Genomic DNA, 18,902 nt, shown 5'->3' on the forward strand with positions numbered 1-18,902 from the left:
GTCAATGGTTAGTGCCCCCGTGAAAGAATAAATATCGGAGGCATTAATTATAGTAAAGTAAATTTATTGGCTAATTTAGCTCACATGCTATGCATTTAGCATAAATACCTTGTGGATCGTTTAACGTTGAAACAGCCATTAGTTCTTGCTTCACATGGTTTAATAATATTTGTAGCTGATCAGGTGTTTGCTTGGTTTGTGTAGGTAAAAAAGCACGTGTTTCAGTAAAAATATTTTGCCAAAAAAGTTCCTCTGTTGACCTTACTTTTTCAATTAACATTGTTTCGTAATTCGTTAAATTTGCAAGTTCAGCAGCAAGTGAAATAGCATCGTCTAAATCACCAAGGGCATCAACTAAGCCTAATTGTTGTGCTTGTATACCTGACCATACACGTCCTTGTGCTATTTTATCAACTTCTTGTAAAGACATATTTCTATGTTTAGCGACTAAGGCAATAAAATCTTGATAACCTCGTTCAATACCGAGTTGAAAAACTTGAGCTACTTTATCATTAAGAGGACGAGCAATGCTAAAGCCTGCTAAATCAGTTGTGCCAACACCATCTGTGAAAATGCCTAGTTTTTCTAATGACTTTTCAAAGGTCATAAAAAAGCCAAAAATGCCAATAGAGCCGGTAATAGTAGTAGGGGATGCAACAATGGCATCAGCAGGCGCTGATATCCAGTAGCCACCAGATGCAGCATAAGCTCCCATCGAAGCTACAACGGTTTTACCTGCTTGTTTAAGTAGATCTATTTCATGGCGTATTATATCAGAGGCAAATGCACTGCCTCCTGGGCTATCAACCCTGAGTACAACAGCTTTAACGTGATGATTTAATCGCGCTTGTTTCAAATATTTTGCTAACGTATCACCACCAATAGTGCCAGGAGGTTGTTCACCGTCTAAAATGGTCCCTTTAGCCACAATAACAGCGACTTTTTCTGTATTACCTTGTCCAATCGGTACCATTGATGTTGTTGCTCGAAGATATTGATTTAAGCCTATTTGATTGAAATTTCCGCGTGAGTTTCCGCCAACCATAGTTAGTAGAGCTTCATTTATTTCATCGTGAGTTTTTAGTTGATCTACCCAGTGATTATTTAGTGCGTATTGCGCAATTTTACCATCGGCTTTTTCGAGTTTATCAAGCAAAATATCAATAGATTCATCAAAGTTATCAATGCTAAATTCTCGTTGAGCTGCTACGTCTGTTTTATATTGAGACCATAACTGCGATAACCACAGACGATTGGCTTCTTTTGCTTCTTGTGACATATCATCACGAATAAAAGGCTCCACTGCAGATTTATAGGTACCAACACGAAATACATGCTGTGAAATTGCTAATTTATCAAAGGCTGATTTAACATATGTTTGATAGCGACCGTAACCATCAAGTAGTAACCACCCATTAGGGTTCATCCAAATTTCATCAGCGTAACTGGCTAAGTAATATTGATCTTGAGTGAACTGATCACCAACAGCAATTACCTTTTTACTTGTGGTTTTAAAGTCTTGTATATATTTAGCAATCATTCTTGCTTTTGTAATGTTTGCACTAGACATTTTAGCTAATTTTAAGACGATCATTTGAATACGATCATCCTCTTTCGCGGTAGAGATTGCATCTAATACATCTTGTAATAATACCTCTGGTCGATCATTAGGTTGATCGGTAGCCTCAGCTAAAAAGGCATCTAGTGGATCAATTTCAACTTTTTGTTCAACAACATCGCCTTCTATATTTAACACTAATGCAGCTTTGCTAGGCACAATAACTTCAGCCTCATCATTGGTGAAAATAATGACAACAATAAATAATACTAAAAAGAAGACAACATTAACGATAATTTTTCGGGAAATGTTTAGTAACTGAAATAAGCTTTTGCTGATCCTAACAATAGCGCTAGGGTGTTTATCACTCATAAATATTTAATCTTAAATAATGCAATACATGTTTATATGCTATAAGAATATCTATCGTTTAAGTAGTGCAAATTGTAAATAATGTTGAATAAAGCGCCGTTTTTCATGTTTTTCTTTTAATATGAATATAAGAGGATAAGGCATGAAAGGGTTTAGTATAAAAAACGTTCTATATAATATTAAAGATTTGTGTGAGAAATTATGAATATTATTGCGCTCTATCAAAAAAGTATTAGTAAGTTATATTGGTTTAATGGCATACCAGCGCTGTTATTGAGGCTGTTTTTAGCACCGATTATGATTATTGCAGGTTTTAGTAAGTTAAACTTGTCTGATCCTGATGTTACAGGGTTTGAAATTTTATTAGCAAGTGACAATGTCGTTAATTGGTTCAGCAACGCAGAATGGGGATTAGGGCTACCATATGCTGAGGTATTAGCCAACCTTGCCGCATGGACCGAGTTTTTAGGTGGATGGATGCTACTTATCGGATTATTCACTCGGCTTATTACTCTTCCACTAATGTTTACAATGGTTGTTGCGGCAACCACGGTACACCTTGAACATGGTTGGTTTGCCGTTGCACCCAGTAATTCTGCGGTAAGTACAGCGAATGTGCTTGACTGGCTAGGTATTGATGCCGCTCAAAGAAGTTTAGAAAACAGCGACCAAGTATATGTACGACTTAATAAAATGCGCGAAATTTTAGCAGAAAATGGCAATACAGATTGGTTATTTGAAAAAGGCAATATTGGCGTAATGAATAACGGCATAGAACTGGCGGCTACGTATTTTATTATGTTGCTTGCGTTGCTATTTATTGGCGGTGGACGATTTACTAGTGCCGACTATTACCTTTATACTTACTGGCTCAAACCTAAATTACAGTTGAACAATACTTTATGAATGCAATTGAGCTGCTACTAAACCGTCAATCTGATCCATCACTGACAATGCCGGCACCAAACAATGATGAATTACATACTATTTTAACGGCAGGCATGAGAATACCTGATCATGGAGCGTTAAAACCGTTCACTATTTCTGTGTATACCGACGAAGGCCTTAGTAAACTTAGTCGTGCATTTGTAAAGGCAATGACATTAAAAAAAGCAGAGCAAGCTAAGATAGATAAAGTAGCTAAAATGCCTTTTCGTGCCCCGATGGTTGTTGTGGTTAGTACTGATTACCAACCTCATGAAAAGGTACCTGAAAAAGAGCAGTTGATCACCGCTGGTTGTGTCGTTCATGCAATGCAAATGGCAGCATTTTCACTCGGATATGGTGCAATGTGGCGTACAGGAGATTTGGCGTTTAACAACGATGTTAAATCGTCACTCAATATTACATTACATAATGATATTGCAGGCTTTCTTTATATCGGTACGAAAGCCAAAGACATGCCAGTAAAACCTGAACGATATTTTGAAGATCGGGTTCGAATAATTAATGGGTAGAATACTGTTAGGTGATATGTTTGAAAGATAAACTCATGGTGATCTTCTTAATGACCCCTTAATATTTTATTTGAAACTAAAAAAAGCCACTTGTTTAACAAGTGGCTTTTCAATAGAACAATAACTAACTTAATAAGACGCGTTGTTAGGCGTACGTGGGAAAGGGATTACATCTCTTACGTTTTGCATGCCGGTTGCATAAGCAACTAAACGCTCAAACCCTAAACCAAAACCTGAATGAGGTACTGTACCATAACGGCGTAAATCTCTGTACCAACTGTAATCCGCTGGATCTAAATCCATTTCGCCCATACGTTTATCAAGTACATCTAAACGTTCTTCACGTTGACTACCACCGATAATTTCACCGATACCTGGTGCTAAAATATCCATTGCTGCAACGGTTTTTCCGTCGTCATTTAAACGCATATAAAATGATTTAATATCTTTTGGATAATTTTGAAGTACTACCGGGCCACCCACATGTTCTTCTGCAAGATAGCGCTCATGCTCTGAATTTAAATCAACACCCCATGAAACTGGGTTTTCAAAGGTTTTACCGCAGTTTTGTAGAATATCAATTGCGTCAGTGTAATCCATACGAACAAAGTCTTTATTGATCACAGCATTTAAACGATCTATCACGGTTTTATCAACGCGTTGTTGGAAGAAAGCCATATCATCAGCACGTTCTTCAAGTAATGCTTTAAACACGTACTTTAACATTTCTTCCGCTAAAGTAGCTGCATCTGCTAAATCAGCAAAAGCAATTTCTGGTTCAACCATCCAAAATTCCGCTAAATGTCGGCTAGTATTGGAATTTTCAGCACGAAAAGTTGGACCGAAGGTATACACTTTTGATAACGCGCAACAGTATGTTTCAACGTTTAACTGACCAGAAACAGTTAGAAAGGTTTCTTTACCGAAGAAGTCTTCAGCGTAATCAATATCACCTTTATCTGTTCTAGGTAGGTTTTCCATATCAAGCGTGCTAACACGGAACATTTCGCCAGCACCTTCACAATCACTACCAGTAATAAGTGGTGTGCTGATCCACATATAGCCTTTTTCATGTAGAAAACGATGAACCGCTTGTGCTAACGAGTTTCTTACACGGGTAACGGCACCGCCAATATTCGTACGAGGACGTAAGTGCGCATGCTCACGTAAAAATTCAATAGAATGACGTTTAGCAGCCATTGGGTAGGTATCTGGATCGTCCACTAAACCTAGCACTTCTACTTGAGTTGCTTGAATTTCAAATGATTGACCTTCTCCCGGAGATTCCACTAAAGTTCCTGTTACTTTAACAGCCGCACCTGCGGTTAATTTTAAAACTTCATCTTGATAATTATCTAAATTATTTGGCGCTATAGCCTGAATAGCATCGAAACATGAACCATCATGGATGGCTAAAAATGAAATTCCTGCTTTAGAATCACGTCTGGTACGGATCCAACCATGCACAGAAATCTCTTTATCAACAGGAAATTTACCTGCTAACACATCAGAAATAGCGATAACTGACATTTATCAAACCTCTTTTATGAGTAAAAAACTTGTTCTTAATTTAAGGGCTGATATGTTACCGTGATCATTAGGTTTCACAAGTAAAAACTTGCACTACGGCACGATTTTATCGCTATAGCATATGGTTTTAAGGAAATAATAAGCCAATGAGTCGTTTTTTAGGCCAAGAACGAAGAGTTCATTCAGATGTTTGGTTAAAAACCATTCAGATATTAACCTTAGTTGCATGGGCTGTTTTTATTGTTGCCCTTATCGTTTCATATTACGCTGCCCCTGATAATGAATTTGGCGTTTTACGCTATCATGGGATATCAGTCAGAAAGTTTTGGTTAACGCCGTTAACGGGTTATTTATATATTTTATTATGGATAAGCGCCTTACTAAGTTATTTCGCGCTTATCATCCATAAGTTTCGTAGTAGAAGAAAATCCGATAACACAAGATTTAATATTTTTTTATTGTTTATCGTATCAATTGCTTGGACAGTGTATATCGTCTTCCAACTTAGTCGTTAAAGAACTTATCATGAGGTAGTGCCGATGCTATCGCATTGATTAGCGTTTCTATTTGTTCTTGAGTAATAATAAGTGGCGGCATCATATAAATCAGCTTGCCAAAAGGGCGGATCCAAACACCTTGCTCTACAAAATGTTGTTGTATTGTTGCTACATTAACACTTTGGTGTGTTTCTACTACTGCTATTGAACCTAAAACTCGTACATTTTTGACTCGTTTATTTTCACCTAGAGGCTTAATCGCTTGGTTAAACCAAGACTCAATTTGTTTAACTTGCGCCTGCCAGTTATTTTGCAATAGAAGATCAATGCTAACATTGGCGACGCTGCATGCCAGTGGATTTCCCATAAAAGTTGGCCCATGCATAAAACAGCTTGCTTCACCATTACTAATTGTTTCCGCGATGTTAGTGGTGCAAAGTGTTGCTGCTAACGATAAATAACCACCGGTTAAGGTTTTTCCTAAACACATAATATCAGGTGAAATATCAGCCCACTCACAAGCAAATAGTTTACCGGTGCGCCCCAAGCCAGTCGCAATTTCGTCAGCAATAAACAGTACTTGGTATTTATCACATAATTGTCGAACTTTTTTGAGGTAATTGGGGTGATAAAAGCGCATGCCTCCCGTACCTTGTACAATAGGCTCAATAATAAATGCCGCTAATTCATGATGATGGTTAGCAAACAGAAATTCGAGTTGTTCAGTCTCTTTATCATCCCATGAATCGTTTAACATAATGGTAGGAGCAGGAGCAAAGATATTTTTCATCAATACTTTATCAAAAATTTGATGCATACCTGTAACAGGATCACACACAGACATAGCAGCAAATGTATCACCATGATAGCCATTACGTACCGTCATCAATTTATGTTTGTTTGCTTGTTTCTTACTTTGCCAATACTGAAGCGACATTTTTATTGCTACTTCTACCGCAACAGAGCCACTATCAGAAATAAACACTTTTTCTAGACCATCAGGTGTCAGCGATACCAACTTTTCTACTAGAGTAATAGCGGGTTCATGCGTAAAACCACCAAACATAACATGGGCTACTTTATCTAATTGTTCGGTTATCGCTTTATTTAGCTCTGGTCGGTTATAGCCATGTAAAACAGACCACCATGATGACATGCCATCTATTAATGTTTCACCAGATTTTAGTTGAATATTTACACCCTCAGCACGTTCTACTACGTATGAAGGTAGTGGGTTGCTCATCGAAGTATAAGGGTGCCATACATGTTTTTTATCAAAAGTAACAAGATCAGTATAATTATTAATCATTAGTAAACGTAGTGTGCAGGAATTTGTTGACAAGTTCATGGTGGTGCATAGACTACCCGTATTCAATTATCGTTGCAAACACTCAACAGCAGGCAATTTTTCATGATAAAAGCGAATTCGGCACTTAATTTCGAATTAGGGCAACTTAGGCATAACTGGTCAAACGCTGAAGTAAATGCGTTATTTGATCTGCCTTTTAACGATCTAATGTTCTACGCACAAAGTATTCATCGACAACATTTTAATCCAAACGAAGTACAAGTGAGTACCTTGTTGTCTATTAAAACAGGTGCATGCCCAGAAGATTGTAAATACTGTTCGCAAAGTGCCCGTTACAAAACGGACATTGAAAAAGAAAAATTAATGGAAGTTGAAAAAGTACTGGAAGCTGCTGAAAAAGCAAAAGAGCAAGGGTCAACGCGTTTCTGTATGGGCGCGGCATGGCGAAACCCTAAAGAACGTGATATGCCCTATGTCGTTGAAATGGTAAAAGGTGTTAAGAAGTTAGGTATGGAGACCTGTATGACTTTAGGCATGCTTTCTTCAGATCAAGCCAGTGAATTACAAGAAGCAGGGTTAGATTATTACAATCACAACCTTGATACTTCACCAGAACACTATAATCAAATAATCACCACTCGAAGTTATCAAGACAGGCTTGATACATTGAGTAATGTTCGTTCTGCTGGAATGAAGGTGTGTAGTGGCGGTATTGTTGGATTAGGTGAAAAAGCAACGGATCGTGCATCGTTATTAGCACAACTTGCTAATTTATCGCCGCAACCAGAAAGTGTTCCCATTAACATGTTAGTAAAAATTGATGGCACACCGCTTTCTGATGTTGAAGATCTTGATAATTTTGATTTTATTCGTTGTATTGCGGTTGCACGTATTATGATGCCAAATAGCCATGTACGTTTATCTGCTGGCCGTGATGCCATGAATGAACAAATGCAATCACTATGCTTTTTAGCAGGGGCTAATTCAATTTTCTATGGTTGTAAATTGCTAACAGCTGGTAACCCTGAATCTAATGCTGATATTGCGCTATTTAATAAACTTGGTATCAACACTGAAACAGTCGCAAATAATGTTGATGAAGAAGTGGAAGCACAAGTATTACAAGCGCAAGTCGCTGAACAAGAGAGTGACAGTTTATTTTATAACGCAGCGAAATAGCGTAAATGGCATTCGATTTTATTGATCAGCACTTAGCGACAAGAAAGGAACAGCACCTTTACCGTCAACGAGTGTTGATTGAACAGCAAAATGCGCGACATTTGGTGCATAACGGCAAACAATATCTTAACTTTTCATCGAATGATTACTTGGGGTTAAATCATCACCCTAAAATCAATGCGGCATTAAATGAAGGTGCTGAAAAATATGGTGTATGCTCCAGTGGTTCTAGCTTATTAACTGGATTCAATTATGCCCATCAATACCTCGAAAATGTAATTTGTCAGTGGCAAAACAAAGATAAATGTTTGTTGTTTAATAGTGGTTTTTCGGCCAACTTTGCCTCGTTGAATGCATTTGCCCAGCCTAGTGCTGCTATTTGGTTAGATAAACTGTCTCATGCTTCATTACTTGATGGCGCTTTTTCACAACAAGCGAAAGTTAAGCGCTTTTTACATAATGATTATCAGCAACTGAATAACTTAATAAACACCTCTTCTTACCGTGATCACCTTATTGTATCAGAAGGTATTTTTAGCATGGATGGTGATGGTGCTGATATTAACGCGTTAGCAAAAGTTGCTCAACAACATCAAGCTAAATTGTATATTGATGATGCGCACAGTATCGGTATTACCGGTAATGAAGGGCAAGGCAGTAGCAGCGTAAGTAATGATATAGATATTATTATGGCAACGTTTGGTAAGGCTTTAGCAACAAGTGGGGCATTTATCGCTTGTGATAATTATACATACGAGTATTTAGTTAATGTTTCTCGCCATTATATCTATTCGACAGCGATGTCTCCGGCTATTGCATGGGCAACGGCAAAAAGTATCGAGTTAGTGATCAGTGAATCATGGCGTAGGGAAAAGATAGCGCATTTAAGTCAGCTACTTAAGCAATCGTTAAATACGCAGATAACATTGTTGCCAACGGCATCTTCAATTCATGCATTAGTGCTGGGTAGTGAACAATTAGCAATGCAAAGCGCTGAAACATTAAAACAATACGGAATATGGCTAAGTGCGATTCGTCCACCAACGGTTCCAAAGGGCAGCTCTAGGTTACGCGTTACCATAACCTCATCCCATAAAGAACAAGATATCAAATACTTAGCAGAATGCGTAAATAAGGTTATAGGAAAAAATGATCGATAAAAGTAAACGCGATAATATAGCTAAATCATTTGGTTCGGCAAGCCAGTCTTACGATATTTCTGCAAGATTACAGCGTTTTAGTGGTAAAAATTTAATGCCTTGGTTACCCAAAAGGCATGATATTACGGTGCTTGATTTAGGCTGCGGTACTGGATTTTTTACCGATATTTTAGCGGCAAAGTATCAACATGTTATTGGCGTGGATATTTCTGCAAAGATGCTGTCATACGCACACAATAACCGAAATAAAATGATCACATGGTTAGAAGGTGACGCTTATCATTTGCCTATTGCAGATCAATCTATTGATCTTGTGTATTCAAATTTAATGATCCAATGGTGCGATCCGCTAGAATTAGTACTTAAAGAAGTATTACGGGTGTTAAAGCCTGGTGGATTATTTGTGTTTTCCACCTTATTAGATGGCACATTACACGAGTTAAAGTCATCTTGGAAAGCTGTCGACAATGATCGCCATGTTATTGATTTTAAATCATTACAAGAGCTTAAAAATTGTTTTGATATACCGAATGCTAAATTATTGGAATTTCATGATAAACCTGTAGTGCTTGAATACGAAAACGTACTTCATTTAGCTAGAGAGTTGAAAGGGCTAGGCGCTAATCATGTGCCTGAAAAATCGAATCGTGGTTTAGCTGGTAAAGAAAAGTGGCAAAAGATGATGACTGCTTACGCGCAGTTTGTAGAACAAGACAATATTTTCCCCGCAACTTATCACGTATTTTCCGGCCTAATGGTCAAATTAAAGGCGTAAAATGAAAAATTATTTTATCACAGCAACAGATACTGATGCCGGGAAAACCCATATTGGCTGTGCAATAGTCAATAAGCTGGTGAAACAAGGCAAGAAAGTACAAGTTTTTAAGCCAATATCCGCAGGCTGTGAATTCGTTGATGGCAAATTAATTAATGCAGATGCTGCAAACTTGTTGGCTTATAGCAATTGTGAGCAAACCATAGAGCAAGTGAACCCAATAGCATTTGCAGAGCCCATTGCACCGCACATCGCAGCTCAGAATAATCAAGTCGCAATTTCATTAGAGGAGATCACCCAGGCACATAAAAAAATGTGTCAGACTAATGCAGAAGTGACAATAACAGAAGGTGCTGGTGGCTGGCGGTTACCACTTGGTAATGGTAAGTTTTTATCCGAATTTGTACAGCAAACTGATCAACAGGTCATTCTTGTGGTAAATATGAAACTTGGCTGTTTAAACCACGCGATATTGACATATGAAGCAATAAAGAACGATGGTTTAGTCTGTGTAGGCTGGGTAGCCAATGTACAACAAGATATGGCATATCTTAATGAAAATCTTAATGAGCTTTTTTCATATTTTTCAATGCCTTTGCTTGGTGTTGTTGATAATAAACCTAATATTGAAAGTGTTTCTGAATTACTTGATCTTTCAACAATTTAATATACGTTATGCGGCAATGTTACACACAACACACATTGCCGTACGCCTTTATTAACCTGTCGTTATTTTTAAATATCTAAATTATCAGGTGCAGTTAATACAGCACGTTTAATGCCTCCTTTAAATAAGTACATAGGTTCGTCAATGTTATCAGCCGTAAGATATTGATAAGTTTCTCCATTTATCTGTAACGCAGAACCTTCTACAAGCCCAATTACTAGTGTTTCTGGCTCGACTATCATAAATTCCGCTAACCTTTGTTCTCGTGTTTCGCCATTAAAGCCCGGCGGTTTATATTCACTATAATGTGGATTAAGTTGGCAATTCACTAGCGCTAATGCCTCGAAGCTAAAGGGTTGTTCAATGGGCATATCATTGGTTGTTTTTATGCTTAACCCTGAAATATTGGCTCCAGCGCTCCAGCCAATATATTTCACCCCAAGTGCGTTTACTGCTGTTTTTATCCCCTCAATAAGTTCACTTTCATACAGTTTCTTAAGCAGTGAGAAAGTATTACCGCCGCCAACAATGATAGCATCAGCACTTTTAATCGCTTCTTTTTGATCAGTAAACGTATGCAAACCTGTCACTGATTTATTAATCGGACGTAGGGCAAGGTTTACCTTCTCTGTGTATTCATCGTAACTCATACCAATACCAGCATAAGGAATAAAAATGATGTTACTGGATTGCGTTAGGTGTTGTTCTATACATTGCAATGCATGACTCAAATAGGGCGTATTTCCAACCTTTGAACTACTGAGTAATAATAAATCTCTGTTTTTCATCAATCTCTCTTTTATTCATCTATTTGTTGGTAAGTTCGGTCATGCAAGCTGTTGCAATAAATCCCGAGCGTGTTTTGTACTGCTCTGATTTACTGACCCGATCATCAATTTGTTTAATCAGTAATTCTGGCAAGGTGACATTTATTTTATGACTTTTACCTAAGTAAGGCACGATATCAACATCAATTACCGCCCACACAATATTTGCCATTGGGGATGTAGATATAAAATTTTCAATATCACTCGCAGTAGGAATTTTTTCACCATACTCAGCCAAAATAGCTAAATGATCAGCGATTGCGTGATCTGCTTGTTTAAGCGTGTCGCTAATTGATTTCCCCTCTACTGTACAACCTTGTATATCAGGAATGGTTAATAACCAGTTATTTTCATCAGTTCTGTACTGAATTTTTACGGGATAATTCATCACTTAATCCTTTTAAAAAAGAAAATTAATGATAACCCTGACAACTCTTGATTGTCAACCTTCTGATGACCCTGATAACTCTTGAAAATAAATATACGGAACCCCAATAACCCCATTGGTATGGATGGATGTAACTCCAACAACTCTTTTGGAGTAAGGTGTGAGTATTTACATACGTTTTAACTTTCTATGTATGGAGAGAAAAATATCCGTAAGGGAGAAACCATCATTGTTGATAAATAAGAACATTCAATAGTTATTAGAGTTATTAATAAGTACTGTGACGATAATTTTTTAAGATATTAAATTGCAAAAAATAAAGAGCTTTCGTTAACAACAGGAATAACATAACCGCTTATCCCTCAATAACTACCGCTAGTCATTAAAGTGTAAAAACTTCTAAATGCTGTGTGATTTTTATACGAAATGCATGGTCTTATATTATAGTTAACTTAGCGAGATGACTTTTTTGTATTAAGTAACGGCATAAATACCAAGGTCAATAACGCTTGCTTTAATCTGCTAAGAGTATTTGGAGGATTTATGTTTTCTATTAAGATAAACGTATTGATCGGTAGTTTATTGGTGTGCTTAATTGGTTGCAGCAATTTCCAAACAGTTAGAAAGCCGGCTCCTAATAATTACCAGCAATTACTTAATGACGAGGCATTCCCAGGATATAAAAAGCATAATATTGAATCGCTCGATGAAGTGTTTGCATTAGATGCGCAAATGGAAGATTTCGTCGAAAAAAGATTAATTCCAGAAAAAAATTATTTACGAAAAGCGAGAAAACTCTTAAAACATATTTTCTCAAAAGAAGATATCAACCTTGCCTATCAAAATAACGCTAACTTAACGGCTTCTCAAGCCTATCATAGTCAAACTGCTAACTGTATGTCACTGACAATAATGGCATATGCATTAGCAACTGAAGCGGGGTTAAATGTTAAATTTCAAAGTATCAAAGTGCCAGAGTACTGGGTACGAAATGGTGAGCATAATATGCTAACTGGTCATGTTAATTTATCAGTTAGTGAGAAGCGTGCTTCTAACGTGGCTGTTGTTTACGGTGATGAATTAATGCAAATTGATTTTGACCCCGAAGTATATCGCCGTTCTTTTCCTAAAAAAACAATCACCAAGCAAGACATGTTAGCAATGTTTTACAACAATAAAGGCGCTGGTGCCTTAGTTCAACAAAATTATGATAAAGCATATGCTTATTTTAAGAGTGCGATTATTGCAAACCCTGCATTCTCTTCTTCTTGGGGTAATTTAGGTGTTTTATATAAGCTAACTAAACAATACGATTTAGCAAAAAAAAGCTATAACACCGCAATTGCTTTAGATAATGATAACTTAACTGCATATGAAAACTTAACAATCGTATTATCACACCAAGGAGAAAATAAAAGAGTAGAAGCTATTAAGCAAATGCTTCACGAAAAACGGCATAAAAATCCATTTTATCATGCAATGTTAGCCGATGAAGCGTTATATCGCGGAGAGTATCAATTAGCAAAAAGATTGTTTAAAAAAGCAATACGGTTGGAAAAAAAAGGGCATGAGTTTTACTTCGGCCTTGCAAGAGTATATTTTGCTCTAAAAGAAACGGATAAAGCTGAAAATGCGATTAAAAAAGCGATTTCTTATAATCGATATCCGTCAACAGAAAATCAATATATTGCGAAGCTAAATGTGATAACACAACATAATGAATAACCTTCACAAAATGCTAGGGGAAATAATACCAATAAAATGTTGACCAACTAGTTAAATAACTTTCTATTTTTGTTTATAATATTCACATTAAAAATAGTTAAGAGAGCACACATGCAAAAACGCTTTATTTCAGCACAAGAGCTTTTAGAAGACTCTTTTCGTGTTGCCCATCAAGTCTTTGAAGATGGATTTAAGCCCGATTATATCGTTGGTATTTGGCGTGGTGGGGCACCAATTGGTATCGCAGTACAAGAATATTTTGATTATAAAAATGTAGAAACAGATCATATTGCAGTTCGTACTTCGTCTTATTATGGTATTAATCAGCAAAGTAAAGAAATAAAAGTGCATGGTTTGCATTACATAATAGAAAATGCCAATACTGATGATAGTTTACTTATTGTTGATGACGTTTTTGATTCAGGTAGAAGCATAGATGCGTTAATTAAACAGCTAAAGCTGCAAATGCGCAATAACATGCCTACAGATGTTAGAGTTGCTTGTCCTTGGTTTAAACCTGAAAATAATAAAGTAGGTTTTGAACCCAACTACTTTGTTCACGAATCATCTGAATGGTTGGTATTTCCGCATGAAATTTCTGGTTTAACACCTGAAGAAATCATTGAAGGAAAATCAGACCTTCGTAATATTAAGTCATTATTTTCATAATAAATTCATTAGAGCGCGTTGAATTATTTGTGTTATACATATCATACGCTCTAATCACTAATACTAATGAAGCATAGTGATAACACTGTGCTTTTTTATTACTTTATGTTTAAACTTACCTTTTTATTATTTGTCGTATCTTTTTCATCGTTTGCACATTGCGTAAATAACAAAAACCCTGTTATTCTCATTTCACTCGATGGTTTTGCGGGTAAATACTTAACAACATATCAACCCCCTTATTTACTTTCGATGGCAAAGAAAGGGGTATTTACCGATGCATTAATTCCCGTTTACCCTTCAAAAACATTTCCAAATCATCTTACGATGGTGACAGGTAAGCCGCCAGCTGAACATGGTATTGTACATAATAGCTTTTATCACCGAGGTTTTAATACAAACTATACGTTAGGAAGCGGAAAACACAACAGTGCCTGGTTAACGGCGAAACCAATATGGACAATCGCTGAACAGCAAGGTATTAAAACAGCCGTGTATTTTTGGCCTGAGTCAGAAACGAAAGTAGACAATATATTGCCTTCGTATGTTAAAGCGTATCAACATAATACCCCTAACGAAGTACGTTTAGCTCAACTTGTCTCTTGGCTGCAGTTACCAGAACCAGAGCGTCCACAGTTACTGATTAGTTATATTTCAACCATTGATGACATTGGCCACTCACATGGAACAAAGGCTGAACAAACTAAAAATGCAATTCGTAAGGTAGATAAGCTACTTGAGGACTTTGTAAATAAAGTACAGCAAAGTACATCGTTAACACCTAATATAATCATTGTATCAGATCACGGCATGATCGATGTAAAGCATGGTAAAAAGCTTAACGTTGATAACTTACTTACTCCACCAACCGGCACTATAGTCGTGAATGGTCAAACACAACTATATATTTATAACGATAACCAAGTCGCACTAACAAGGCTACGAAATCGATTAACTAAACATAAAAATCGACAGTATTTTCGTACCTATTTAGCTACAGATTTTCCTAAGCATTGGCAGTTAAACCTAAGAACACACACAGCCCCTGATATGATTATTGAAGCAATTCCACCTGCTATATTTGTAAAAGAAGGAAAACATACACCTTTTGCTACTCACGGGTACGACCCTATAAAAAACGAAGATTTAAATGCGATGATGATTGCTTTGGGGCCGCAATTTAAGCAAGGACACCAAATAGATAAGTTAGAAAATAAACATGTTTTTCATTTAGTTGCTTCATTGTTATCTTTACAAAATATTGAACATTCAGAGGTGATACGAGCATTTTTTAAACGCACCCCTTAAATTAGTGTTACGTACATTTTATTCGATTGTTAATATTATCTTTTTAAGGTTAGAATAGGTGATGTAATTTTAATCTGATAATAGTATATATAAATAGATGTATAGTACCTATATTGCTCGACAAGCGATCTTAGATCGAAATTCTAATACCATCGGTTATGAACTTTTGTTTAGAGATAGCCCTGACAATAAATTTCCAGAAATTGATCAAGACGTTGCAAGTTCTAAGCTTATTATTCAAAACCATTTACAGGGTGACATAAAAGCGATTGCACTTGGAAAATTGGCATTTATCAACTTTACAGAGAAGTGTTTAATTAACAAATATCCGTTGATGTTTGACAAAAACTCAATTGTAATTGAACTAGTAGGGCATACATCACCAACTGATAGACTGTTAAAGATCGTTAAATATTATTGTGAGAAAGGTTATAAAATTGCACTCACGGAATATGATTTAGATGATCGCTGGGATGCCTTATTTCCCTATTTATCGATGATAAAAGTCGACATCGAAAAGCATAATCCAAAGTGCTTACAACCGATTGTGAAACGATTAAAAAATTACGATATAAAGCTTACTGCTGAAAAAGTAGAAACTAAATTTCAATTACAATCGTTAACCGAAGTAGGCTTTAACTTTTATCAAGGCTATTTTTATCACGAACCTGAAATTATAGAAGGGCAAACCCTAGCCCCAATAAAAGCGCAAATGCTGCATTTGATCAGCGAAACGTTCAATACCCCACTAGATTACGGAAAAATTGCAAAAATTATCAGCCATGATGTAAACCTTAGTGTGGGCTTATTAAAAATGGTAAATAATGTCGCAACAAGTACCCGTGTTGAAATTACTTCATTAAAACAAGCAACGGCATATTTAGGTGAAGAGAAACTTAAACAATTTGTTACGATACTTGCGCTGTCAAAATTGACGACAGATAAAACCGATGAAGCATCAAAACAAGCGTTAATTACCGCTAAGTTAATGACATCTCTTGCTAAAGAAAGTGCCTTTAAAGAAATAAGTGATTTTGCATTCATCACAGGTTTATTAAGTGCAATAGAAGTTATTTTAAGTATGCCAATGGATGAAATTGTCAAAACAATGCCATTAGCAGACCCTATTACCAAAGCGTTAGTTGATCATGACGGCTTACTCGGTGAGCTATTAGTGTTAACAACAAACTATATTACAGGCAATGGTGAAAACATATCAGACTTGATAAAGGCATATGGATTAGAAGCTGATTTTATCCATAATAAATTTGTGGAGGCAAGCCTTTGGTGTGAAGAGTTAGGTGTAATTTAATGCGCTAATGCTGCTTATGATATAACTTAGTAAGCAGCGCACTTAAATTAGCATATAAGTTCTTTTTAGATACGGCATAGTCAGCACCATAACAGTTAGCAGCATCTAAAATTGACTCATTTGGATTTTCAGGAGCCTCGCAGCCAGAAACTGCAATAACATTACCTTTCGTGGTGGGCTTAATTTTTTCTATAAACTCAAAACCATCTAATAAAGGCATTTCAATATCTGTGATCACCAACTGATAATTATTTTTATGAAAAGCATCGAGTGCAAGTAAACTATCAGTGTAAGTATCAATATTTTGGCTAAAGGGTAAAGACGTTTTAACAATATCTTCCAGTAACATAATATCGATAGATGAATCGTCAACGACTAATACGTTAAACATTATCATATCCCTTAATTGATAAACTCCTCTCTTTAAAAATAGTCAACGTGTACCTGTTAAGTCAATATTTATATTATTTAATTTTACAAATATACCATCATGGTTTGATAGCAGAAACTTAATCTTATCAACATAAATTAAACACTGCTTTTTCTAATAATTTGTTAAGGCCTATTGAACTTTGTCATTTAATTATTTTACTTGATGCTTTATTAGATAAATTACTCTAAAATCATGCCGCAACTCTTTCCGCTAATTATTGTAATAAAAAACAAGCAAGGACTTTATTTTGACTAAGTTACTCTTTGTATTTTTCAGTATTTTATTCTCTTTTCCTAGTTATGCATCGGGTGCTGGCACCGTTGATTTAACAGGTTCGGTTTTTGGCATTACTGCCATAGTGATATTTTCAATTGCTTATTTATTAGTCATTGGAGAAGAGTTTATTCATTTAAGGAAATCTAAACCTGTCTTGGTTGCTGCTGGTATTATCTGGTTAATGATTGGTTATATTTATACGCAACACGGTATCGCCAAACAAGCGGAAGAAGCATTCAATCATAATTTACTAGAGTACGCGCAACTTTTATTATTCTTATTAGTTGCAATGACCTACATCAATGCCATGGAAGAACGTGGTATTTTTGAAAGTTTACGTATCTGGATGGTATCAAAAGGGCTCAGTTTACGAAGCTTGTTTTGGACCACAGGCATATTAGCATTCGCCATTTCTTCATTCGCTAATAATCTTACAACGGCCATGTTGATGTGCGCTATTGTATTAAAAGTCGCCCCAAACAACCTAAAGTTTATTAATATTGCGTGTATTAATATTGTGGTAGCTTCAAATGCGGGTGGGGTGTTTAGCCCCTTTGGTGATATTACAACGTTAATGATTTGGCAAGCAGGTTTATTACAGTTTCAACAATTCTTTGTTTTATTAATACCTTCTTTGGTCAATTTTCTTATTCCAGCATTGATTATGAGCTTTTTCATTTCTAATCATAAATCTACGCCAATATTTGATAATGAGTTTCAATTAAAACGTGGCGCTAAGCGCATAGTGGCACTATTCGTGTTAACGATTATCACAGCGGTTTTATGCCATAGCTTAATTCAGATGCCACCCGTTTTAGGTATGATGTTAGGGTTAGGGTACTTAAAATTTCTTGGCTTTTATTTACGAAAAAGTTTACCTCGCTCTTTAGATAAAAAACGCACTAAAGCACAAATAAATAAAGATGAAAAGGCACTAAAACGTTTAGGAAATATTGTGCCATTTGATATTTTCGATAAAGTAGCAAGAGCTGAATGGGACACCTTATTATTCTTTTATGGTGTTGTGATGTGTGTTGGAGGCCTAGGTTTTATGGGCTATTTATCTTTAGTCTCCGAACTACTATACACAAATTGGAGCCCGACGTACGCAAATATAGCCGTAGGCGTTTTATCTGCCATTGTTGATAACATTCCCGTAGTTTTTGCCGTATTAAGTATGCAACCGGTAATGGACATACAGCAATGGTTATTAGTGACAATGACCGCAGGAGTGGGTGGAAGTTTATTATCTGTTGGTTCAGCGTCAGGTGTTGCGTTAATGGGGCAAACAAAAGGAAAATATTCATTTGTTGGTCATTTAAAATGGAGTTGGGCAATAGCATTAGGTTATGTTGCCAGTATCTACGTACACTTCTTAATTAACGGTTAGCACTAAAATAGGTAACAGGAATGTAAACCTGTTACCTTTTCTTTATATCTCTTCATGCCTCGACCTAACC

18 protein-coding genes are annotated in these 18,902 nt (G+C 36.3%); 12 read left to right on the forward strand and 6 right to left on the reverse strand.

What is annotated here, in order from left to right; all coding sequences use genetic code 11:
* Positions 1 to 70: 70 nt before the first annotated feature.
* Entirely contained in the window at positions 71 to 1,930 is a 1,860-nt protein-coding gene (sppA, locus tag QUE72_RS09490; protein ID WP_286268666.1) for a signal peptide peptidase SppA, read from the reverse strand.
* A 201-nt stretch (positions 1,931 to 2,131) separates the two neighbouring features.
* Between sppA and QUE72_RS09495 the strand changes: the two genes are divergently transcribed.
* Both QUE72_RS09495 and QUE72_RS09500 read left to right on the forward strand, forming a co-directional pair.
* Complete coding sequence (locus tag QUE72_RS09495) at positions 2,132 to 2,836, forward strand: HvfX family Cu-binding RiPP maturation protein (RefSeq protein ID WP_286268668.1); 705 nt, start codon at positions 2,132 to 2,134, stop codon at positions 2,834 to 2,836.
* Positions 2,833 to 3,387: a nitroreductase family protein gene (locus tag QUE72_RS09500; protein ID WP_286268669.1), complete on the forward strand. Its 555-nt coding sequence runs from the start codon at positions 2,833 to 2,835 to the stop codon at positions 3,385 to 3,387. Before QUE72_RS09495 ends, QUE72_RS09500 begins: the two co-directional genes overlap by 4 nt.
* Before the next feature lie 129 nt (positions 3,388 to 3,516).
* Here the strand turns inward: QUE72_RS09500 and asnS are convergent, their stop codons facing one another.
* Positions 3,517 to 4,917 (reverse strand): asparagine--tRNA ligase, encoded by a 1,401-nt coding sequence (gene asnS / locus QUE72_RS09505; RefSeq protein WP_286268670.1) that lies wholly within the window; start codon positions 4,915 to 4,917, stop codon positions 3,517 to 3,519.
* Between the two features lie 146 nt (positions 4,918 to 5,063).
* On the opposite strand from asnS, the gene QUE72_RS09510 reads away from it, so the two are divergent.
* A complete protein-coding gene (locus tag QUE72_RS09510) occupies positions 5,064 to 5,432 on the forward strand; it encodes a hypothetical protein (protein ID WP_074498958.1) in 369 nt (122 codons plus the stop codon).
* On the opposite strand, the gene bioA is transcribed toward QUE72_RS09510, so the two are convergent.
* Positions 5,422 to 6,723 (reverse strand): adenosylmethionine--8-amino-7-oxononanoate transaminase, encoded by a 1,302-nt coding sequence (gene bioA, locus QUE72_RS09515; RefSeq protein WP_286268671.1) that lies wholly within the window; start codon positions 6,721 to 6,723, stop codon positions 5,422 to 5,424. The genes QUE72_RS09510 and bioA overlap by 11 nt on opposite strands.
* Positions 6,724 to 6,825: 102 nt before the next feature.
* Here bioA and bioB point away from each other — a divergent pair, with 102 nt between their 5' ends.
* Genes bioB through bioD form a run of 4 tightly spaced genes read left to right on the forward strand, consistent with a single transcriptional unit; the run spans position 6,826 to position 10,504 of the window.
* Complete coding sequence (gene bioB, locus QUE72_RS09520) at positions 6,826 to 7,902, forward strand: biotin synthase BioB (RefSeq protein ID WP_074498956.1); 1,077 nt, start codon at positions 6,826 to 6,828, stop codon at positions 7,900 to 7,902.
* 5 nt (positions 7,903 to 7,907) lie between these two features.
* Positions 7,908 to 9,062, forward strand: coding sequence for an aminotransferase class I/II-fold pyridoxal phosphate-dependent enzyme (locus QUE72_RS09525; protein WP_286268673.1), 1,155 nt, complete (start codon positions 7,908 to 7,910; stop codon positions 9,060 to 9,062).
* Entirely contained in the window at positions 9,052 to 9,837 is a 786-nt protein-coding gene (bioC, locus tag QUE72_RS09530) for a malonyl-ACP O-methyltransferase BioC (RefSeq protein WP_286268675.1), read from the forward strand. The genes QUE72_RS09525 and bioC overlap by 11 nt, the downstream gene beginning before the upstream one ends.
* 1 nt (position 9,838) lies before the next feature.
* Positions 9,839 to 10,504 (forward strand): dethiobiotin synthase, encoded by a 666-nt coding sequence (gene bioD / locus QUE72_RS09535; protein ID WP_286268677.1) that lies wholly within the window; start codon positions 9,839 to 9,841, stop codon positions 10,502 to 10,504.
* Positions 10,505 to 10,572: 68 nt separating this feature from the next.
* Here bioD and pepE read toward each other — a convergent pair whose 3' ends face one another.
* Positions 10,573 to 11,292 carry a dipeptidase PepE gene (gene pepE / locus QUE72_RS09540; RefSeq protein WP_074498952.1) on the reverse strand — a complete coding sequence of 240 codons (720 nt, stop codon included), beginning with the start codon at positions 11,290 to 11,292 and terminating at the stop codon, positions 10,573 to 10,575.
* A gap of 19 nt (positions 11,293 to 11,311) precedes the next feature.
* The gene (locus tag QUE72_RS09545; protein ID WP_074498951.1) at positions 11,312 to 11,719 is read right to left on the reverse strand and encodes a type II toxin-antitoxin system HicB family antitoxin; all 408 of its coding nucleotides are present in this window, start codon (positions 11,717 to 11,719) and stop codon (positions 11,312 to 11,314) included.
* Positions 11,720 to 12,262: 543 nt separating this feature from the next.
* Here QUE72_RS09545 and QUE72_RS09550 point away from each other — a divergent pair.
* The 4 genes from QUE72_RS09550 (at position 12,263) to QUE72_RS09565 (ending at position 16,733) form a co-directional block, all read left to right on the forward strand.
* A complete protein-coding gene (locus QUE72_RS09550) occupies positions 12,263 to 13,444 on the forward strand; it encodes a tetratricopeptide repeat protein (protein WP_286268678.1) in 1,182 nt (393 codons plus the stop codon).
* A 111-nt stretch (positions 13,445 to 13,555) separates the two neighbouring features.
* Positions 13,556 to 14,113: a phosphoribosyltransferase gene (locus QUE72_RS09555; protein WP_286268679.1), complete on the forward strand. Its 558-nt coding sequence runs from the start codon at positions 13,556 to 13,558 to the stop codon at positions 14,111 to 14,113.
* Between the two features lie 66 nt (positions 14,114 to 14,179).
* A complete protein-coding gene (locus QUE72_RS09560; RefSeq protein WP_286268681.1) occupies positions 14,180 to 15,421 on the forward strand; it encodes an alkaline phosphatase family protein in 1,242 nt (413 codons plus the stop codon).
* Between the two features lie 97 nt (positions 15,422 to 15,518).
* Positions 15,519 to 16,733 (forward strand): EAL and HDOD domain-containing protein, encoded by a 1,215-nt coding sequence (locus tag QUE72_RS09565; RefSeq protein ID WP_074498948.1) that lies wholly within the window; start codon positions 15,519 to 15,521, stop codon positions 16,731 to 16,733.
* A 4-nt stretch (positions 16,734 to 16,737) separates the two neighbouring features.
* Here the strand turns inward: QUE72_RS09565 and QUE72_RS09570 are convergent, their stop codons facing one another.
* Positions 16,738 to 17,124 (reverse strand): response regulator, encoded by a 387-nt coding sequence (locus QUE72_RS09570; protein WP_074498947.1) that lies wholly within the window; start codon positions 17,122 to 17,124, stop codon positions 16,738 to 16,740.
* A 289-nt stretch (positions 17,125 to 17,413) separates the two neighbouring features.
* Here QUE72_RS09570 and nhaD point away from each other — a divergent pair, with 289 nt between their 5' ends.
* Positions 17,414 to 18,832: a sodium:proton antiporter NhaD gene (nhaD, locus tag QUE72_RS09575; RefSeq protein WP_074498946.1), complete on the forward strand. Its 1,419-nt coding sequence runs from the start codon at positions 17,414 to 17,416 to the stop codon at positions 18,830 to 18,832.
* Positions 18,833 to 18,902 lie beyond the last annotated feature (70 nt).

It is taken from the genome of Thalassotalea hakodatensis (assembly GCF_030295995.1).
GTDB classification, from domain to species: domain Bacteria; phylum Pseudomonadota; class Gammaproteobacteria; order Enterobacterales; family Alteromonadaceae; genus Thalassotalea_C; species Thalassotalea_C hakodatensis.